The following is a 688-nucleotide window of genomic DNA, read 5'->3' on the forward strand; positions in this document are numbered from 1 at the left end:
CGCGTTTGCCGGGGCCAGTCCGACCAGTACCGTCAGTGTGGGGGATGCCGGCAGTGAACGGACCATCACCAACGTCGCGGCGGGTCGTCTGTCCGGGACCAGCACCGATGCGGTAAATGGTAGCCAGCTGTATGCCACCAACCAGGCGCTGGAGGGGATTTCCGGTGATATCTCCGGTCTGCATCAGGATGCCCTGCTGTGGGACGGCGATCAGAACGCCTACAGTGCTGCGCACGGCAACAAGGCGGTGAACAAAATCACCAACGTGGCAGCGGGTGACCTGAATGCACAGAGTACCGATGCGGTGAACGGCAGCCAGTTGTATGCCACCAATCAGCAGGTGGAAAGTAATACCACCAATATCGCTAATCTGGGCGATACGGTGGAGAACATCTACACCACCGGCGTGAAGTACTTCCACGCCAACTCAACGGGTGCAGACTCGGATGCGGTGGGGCTGGATTCGGTAGCCATTGGTATGGGCGCGGTGTCGGTCAACCAGAACGATGTGGCGCTGGGCGCCGGTTCGGTAACCGCGCGGGCAGAAGGCACGGCGGGTGTCAGCATCAATGGCACTGACTACGCGTTTGCCGGGGCCAGTCCGACCAGTACCGTCAGCGTGGGGGATGTCGGCAGTGAACGCACCATCACCAACGTCGCGGCGGGTCGTCTGTCCGGGACCAGCACC

Annotated in this window: 1 pseudogene; it reads left to right on the forward strand. The window is 61.8% G+C overall.

Annotation, left to right across the window (positions count from 1 at the left end):
• Window positions 1-688, forward strand: a pseudogene (locus AQ981_RS27090) (YadA-like family protein); the annotation flags it as partial.

Source organism: Entomohabitans teleogrylli, from assembly GCF_001484765.1.
GTDB classification, from domain to species: domain Bacteria; phylum Pseudomonadota; class Gammaproteobacteria; order Enterobacterales; family Enterobacteriaceae; genus Entomohabitans; species Entomohabitans teleogrylli.